We start from the raw sequence: 5,174 nt of genomic DNA on the forward strand, positions 1-5,174 counted from the left end.
GGGTGCTGCCGTGGGGGCTGTGGGAGTACGCCACCACCGAGCCGCGCTTCGCGCCGCAGGTATGGCAGGGGCTGGTGTTCATCGCGCTCGGCGTGGGCGTGGGCGCACTGCTGGCCTGGAACGTGGGCGTCAAGGCGGTGGGCGCCGCCGAGGCGATGGCATTCATGAACATGACGCCGGTCTACACGGCGCTGCTGTCGACCCTGCTGCTGCACGAGCCGATACGCCTGCACCAGCTGGCCGGCGCGGCGCTGGTGGTCGGCGGCAGCCTGCTGGCGGCGCTCGGCCCGCAGTGGCTGCGCCGGCGGGCGGTGACGCCGACCACCTCGAGGTGAGCGCATGGACAGCCTGTACGGAAAAACGCTCTTCATCACCGGCGCCAGCCGCGGCATAGGCAAGGCGATCGCGCTGCGCGCGGCCGAGGACGGCGCCAACATCGTGATCGCCGCCAAGACGGCGCAGGCACACCCGACGCTGCCCGGCACCATCCACAGCGCCGCGCAGGACATCGAGGACGCCGGCGGCCGGGCGCTGGCGCTGGCGGTGGACATCCGCGACGCGGACGCGCTCGAGGCCGCCGTCGAGCAGGCCGCGCAGCACTTCGGCGGCATCGACATCCTGGTCAACAACGCGTCGGCCATCAGCCTCACCGGCACGCTCGACACGCCGGTCAAGCGCTTCGACCTGATGTTCGACATCAACCTGCGCGGCAGCTGGGTGGCGGCGCGCGCCTGCCTGCCGCACCTGCTGCGCGCCGAGAACCCGCACATCCTGACGCTGGCGCCGCCGCTGAACCTGGAGCCGCGCTGGCTGGCGCCGCACCCGGCCTATACGGTGAGCAAGTACGGCATGAGCCTGCTGACGCTGGCGCTGGCCGAGGAGTTTCGCGAGCACGGCGTGGCCGCCAATGCGCTGTGGCCGCGCACCATCATCGCCACCTCGGCCATCGATTTGCTGCCCGGCGTCGAGCCGGGCGCCTGCCGCAAGCCCGAGATCGTGGCCGACGCCGCGCACTGGATCCTGACCCGCCGCAGCCGCGACGTGAGCGGCAATTTCTTCATCGACGAGGCGGTGCTGGCGCAGGCCGGCGTGAGCGACTTCGACGCCTACGCGGTGGACCCCGGCCGCGAGCCGCTGCTGGATTTGTTCCTGGACTGAGAGCTTGTGAATTTTTCAAGCTCCGAGGCCGGCCAGGGATGGCCGGACGCGAATCGAGCCCGCAAGGGCTCGATTCGCGGGAGCCCGTCCGGGCGTGTACCGGACGGGCGACGCAAGCAATGCGCAGGACGCGCATTTCTTCACAAACTCTGACTGCCGGCGCAATCAGCCGCCGGCCGCGGCCAGATCCTCGGCGACCAGCTGCGCGCCGCGCCAGGCGATCGCCATGGTCGCCGCGTTGGTGTGCGCCGACACCAGGCTCGGCATGATCGAGCAGTCGATCACGCGCAGGCCCTGCACGCCGTGCACGCGCAGCCGTGCATCGACCACCGCCAGCGGATCGGCGCCCATCTTGCAGGTGCCGGCCGGGTGCGCCACCGGCCCGCCGAATTCGCTGTGGAAGGCGAGCGCGTCGTCGTCGCTTTGCACCGCAGGTCCCGGCGTGGTCTCGGCGGCGAGATAGCCGGCCAGCGGCGCCTGCGCGGCGAGCTGGCGGATGTAGCGCAGAATGCGCCCGCTCATGAGCCGATCATCCGGGTGGGTGAAATAACCCGAGCGGATGCGCGGCGCGGCGGCCGGATCGGCGCTTTGGATCATCACGCTGCCCTGGCTTTGCGGGCGCAGCTGGTAGCCGAAAATCTGCATGCCGTGCTCGGCCTCGAACGCCATCGACAGCTTGCCGGGCTTGAGCGAGAACGGCGCCATGACGAGCTCGGCATCCGGCCGGGTGAGCTCCGGGCGCGTGCGCACGAAAGCGACCACGTCGTGCGAGCCGGTCGCCATCAGACCCTTGCGCGTGGCCAGATACTTGAGCACGTTCACGCCCAGGCGCCAGCCGCCGAACTGGTGATTCAGGCTCAGCGGCGCGCGCAGGCGAAACTGCACCACCAGCATGCGGTGCTCGCGAAGGTTCTGCCCGACGCCCGGCAGATCCTGCAGCACCGGAATGCCGAACTGCTGCAGGTGCGCGGCCGGACCGATGCCGGACAGCTGCAAAAGCTGCGGCGACTGCAGCGTGCCGGCGGCCAGAATCACCTCGCGCGCGGCGCGAAATTCCTGTGCCTTGCCGTGCAGCATGCCGGCCACGCCGACCGCGCGTCGCCCATCGAACACCACCCGCCCGGCCACAAAGCCGGTCACCACGCGCAGGTTCGTGCGGTGCATCACCGGCCGCAGGAAGGCCGCCGCGGCGTCCTCGCGCCGGCCGTCGCGGATGGTGAACTGCACGTAGCCGATGCCCTCCTGCTCGGGGCGATTCAAGTCGTCGCGCACCGGCAGGCCCAGCGCCGCGCCGGCGGCGATGGCCGCATCGCACAGCGGGTGCGGGTTCGGGTGGCAGCTCACGCGCAGCGGCCCGCCGCTGCCGCGCACCTCGTCGGCGCCCAGTTCGTGGTCCTCCATGGCCTTGAAGCACGGGCCGATGTCGGCCCAGCCCCAGCCGGGGTTGCCGGCGGCAGCCCAGTCGTCGAAATCCTGCGCCTGGCCGCGGGTGTAGAACATGCCGTTCACGGTGCTGGAGCCGCCCAGCATGCGCCCGCGCGGCCAGGATTCGGGCGCGTTGCCGTTGCCGGGCTCGGGCTCGGTATCGAAGCGGCGCACGTGGTGCTGGTCGAACAGCAGCTTGCCGAAGCCCTTGGGCATGCGCACGACGAGGCTGTTGTCGTCCGCGCCGGCTTCCAGCAACAGCACGCGATACCTGCCGCTTTCGCTCAGGCGATTGGCCAGCACGCAGCCGGCGGAACCAGCGCCCACGATGATGATGTCGGCGTCCACCGGATGTCCTCCCTGAATGGTGTTTTTTGATCAGCCGGTCACGGCGCCCGGCAGGCGGGCCTGCGGCCCTGCGCCTGCGCCTGCCGGTACAGCTCCAAGGCCTGCGGAATACGGTTCTGCAGCGCCCGCATGCGGTCGCCGGGCGACGGGTGGGTGGACAAAAACGCCGGCGGCCCGCTGCCGTCGGCGCGCTCCATGTTCTGCCACAGCAGGACGCTCTGGCGCGGATCGAAGCCGGCGCGTGCCATCAGGTCCAGGCCCAGCAGGTCGGCCTCGCTTTCCTGCGTGCGCGAGAACGGCAGCAGCACGCCGACCTGAGCGCCGACGCCGAGCAAGCCCATGAGCTGCTGCTTGGCCGGCGTGGTGGCGCCGCTGATCGCCTGCACCGCCTGCAGGCCGGTTTCCACCACCGCCTGCGTGGACAGCCGCTCGCCGGAATGGCGCGCCAGCACGTGCGCCACCTCGTGGCCGATCACGGTGGCGAGCTGGTCCTGATTGGTGGCCACGCGCAGCAATCCGCTGTTGACGCCGATCTTGCCGCCCGGCAGCGCAAAGGCGTTGGCCGACTCGTCCTTGAACAGCGTCACCTCCCACGCCTGGGCGTTACCGGGCAGGGCGGCGGTGACGGCATTGGCCACGCAGCGCACGTAGGCATTGGCCACCGGGTCGGTGTCGCGCGGCTGGTTTTTCTGGATGTCGGCATAGGCGGCCAGCCCCATCTGCGCCAGCTCGGTGTCCGAAAACAGCTGCAGCTGGCTGCGTCCGAGCGGCGAGGTAGCGCAGGCGGCCAGCAGGGCCAGCGGCAACAACAACAGGCGTTTGAACATGGCGATGCGGGATTCCTTGATTGAAATGCCGAAAATTCCATCCCTGGAATTTTCCGGCTCGCTGCGACGCGGTACACGCCCGCGTCGCGCTCCATGAATCGATGGCTGGCGCCATCGATTCATGCCGGGGCATCCTGCCGACCGGACTGAAATGCCGAAAATTCCATCCCTGGAATTTTCCGGCTCGCTGCGACGCGGTACACGCCCGCGTCGCGCTCCATGAATCGATGGCTGGCGCCATCGATTCATGCCGGGGCATCCTGCCCCGGGTGGCGACAGTAGACGCATCGGCGTTTCTCGGCGAGGTCACGGGCGTTCAGCGTGCGTTCAGGCGGGTGGTTTCAAAGTGGCGCTGCAGCGCGGGGATGGGCCCCGACGCGCACGGCCTTGGAGGAACCCGCCATGGCGACCGGAAGGTTACTGAAAAATCTGCTGCTGATGTCTGCGCTGGCGTGCGCGCTGGCGGTGGCTGCCCCGTCCGAGGCGCGCGAGCGCTACCTCGGCGAGCACCACGCGTACCGCCACGAGGCGTACCGACATCCCGGTTACGGCTGGGGCGATCGGGGTGACTACCGGCGCCACCGCTGGCACCACCACCATCACCACTACGCGCCGCGCCACTACTACCACCATCGCCACTACCGCGGCTGCGGGCACGCCGGTTACTACCATGGCTTTCACGACGGCGCGCTGGTCGGCTTTCTGGTCGACTACGCCCGCTATGACTGACCGGGCCGGCGCGCGCGGGGTGTCATCATGAAAACGACGCGATTGATCCTCGCCCTGCCGCTGCTGGTCGGCTGCGCCACGGACGCCGCCGCCGGTTACCGGGGCGGGCGCGACCATTACTACGTGGACGCCCGGGTGGTGCACGTGGAGCCGATCTACCGCACGGTGCGCGTGGAGGAGCCGCGGCGCGAGTGTTGGGACGAAGAGGTCTACGTCGAGCGCCCCGGCTACCGCTCGCATACCGGCGTCATCCTGGGCGGCATCGTCGGCGGTGTGCTGGGCCATGAGCTCGGCGGCCATCACCACCATGGCCTGGCCACCGCCGCCGGCACCGTGCTCGGCGCCTCCATCGGCCGCGACCTGAGCCACCGCCAGGCGCCTGCTGACGGCTACTACACCACCCGCGAACGCTGCGAAGTGCGGCCCACGTACACTACCGAAAAACGCATCGACGGCTACCGCGTAACCTATGTCTACGCCGGGCGCGAGCACGAGACGATCACCGATCACGACCCCGGCGACGTCATCCGTGTGCGCGTGGCGGTGCAGCCGCAGGAAGACTACTGAGCACGGCCGCACGCGGCGCTGGAACCGACATGAAGCGCATCCCCCCTCTCGCCTGCCTGCTGACCGGCCTGCTCCTGCTGGCCGGCAGTGGTCCGCTGCTGGCCGATCCGCCGCCAGGCG

At 70.0% G+C, this 5,174-nt stretch carries 6 protein-coding genes; 4 read left to right on the plus strand and 2 right to left on the minus strand.

Translation table 11 applies throughout. The features are described from left to right. The coding region (locus PHC73_RS11320; protein ID WP_300128170.1) for a DMT family transporter at nt 1-335 on the plus strand (335 nt) is incomplete at its 5' end. A 4-nt stretch (nt 336-339) separates the two neighbouring features. Beyond that, entirely contained in the window at nt 340-1,158 is an 819-nt protein-coding gene (locus PHC73_RS11325; protein ID WP_300128173.1) for an NAD(P)-dependent oxidoreductase, read from the plus strand. Nucleotides 1,159-1,323: 165 nt separating this feature from the next. On the opposite strand, the gene PHC73_RS11330 is transcribed toward PHC73_RS11325, so the two are convergent. Further along, nucleotides 1,324-2,931, minus strand: a complete 1,608-nt coding sequence (locus PHC73_RS11330) for a GMC family oxidoreductase N-terminal domain-containing protein (protein ID WP_300128176.1) — start codon at nt 2,929-2,931, stop codon at nt 1,324-1,326. A 38-nt stretch (nt 2,932-2,969) separates the two neighbouring features. Next, on the minus strand, nt 2,970-3,758 hold the full coding sequence (locus tag PHC73_RS11335; protein WP_300128178.1) for a M48 family metallopeptidase: 789 nt from the start codon (nt 3,756-3,758) through the stop codon (nt 2,970-2,972). A 402-nt stretch (nt 3,759-4,160) separates the two neighbouring features. Between PHC73_RS11335 and PHC73_RS11340 the strand changes: the two genes are divergently transcribed. Then, nucleotides 4,161-4,487, plus strand: coding sequence for a hypothetical protein (locus tag PHC73_RS11340; protein WP_300128181.1), 327 nt, complete (start codon nt 4,161-4,163; stop codon nt 4,485-4,487). A gap of 27 nt (nt 4,488-4,514) precedes the next feature. Beyond that, on the plus strand, nt 4,515-5,054 hold the full coding sequence (locus PHC73_RS11345; protein WP_300128184.1) for a glycine zipper 2TM domain-containing protein: 540 nt from the start codon (nt 4,515-4,517) through the stop codon (nt 5,052-5,054). The last annotated feature ends 120 nt before the right edge of the window (nt 5,055-5,174 follow it).

The organism is Immundisolibacter sp., assembly GCF_028696615.1.
GTDB lineage: Bacteria > Pseudomonadota > Gammaproteobacteria > Immundisolibacterales > Immundisolibacteraceae > Immundisolibacter.

Bases quoted from the DNA above. Each gene is read 5' to 3' on its own strand.
- PHC73_RS11345 (WP_300128184.1), top strand. From the start codon at position 4,515: ATGAAAACGACGCGATTGATCCTCGCCCTGCCGCTGCTGGTCGGCTGC.
- PHC73_RS11335 (WP_300128178.1), bottom strand. From the start codon at position 3,758: ATGTTCAAACGCCTGTTGTTGTTGCCGCTGGCCCTGCTGGCCGCCTGC.
- PHC73_RS11340 (WP_300128181.1), top strand. From the start codon at position 4,161: ATGGCGACCGGAAGGTTACTGAAAAATCTGCTGCTGATGTCTGCGCTG.
- PHC73_RS11325 (WP_300128173.1), top strand. From the start codon at position 340: ATGGACAGCCTGTACGGAAAAACGCTCTTCATCACCGGCGCCAGCCGC.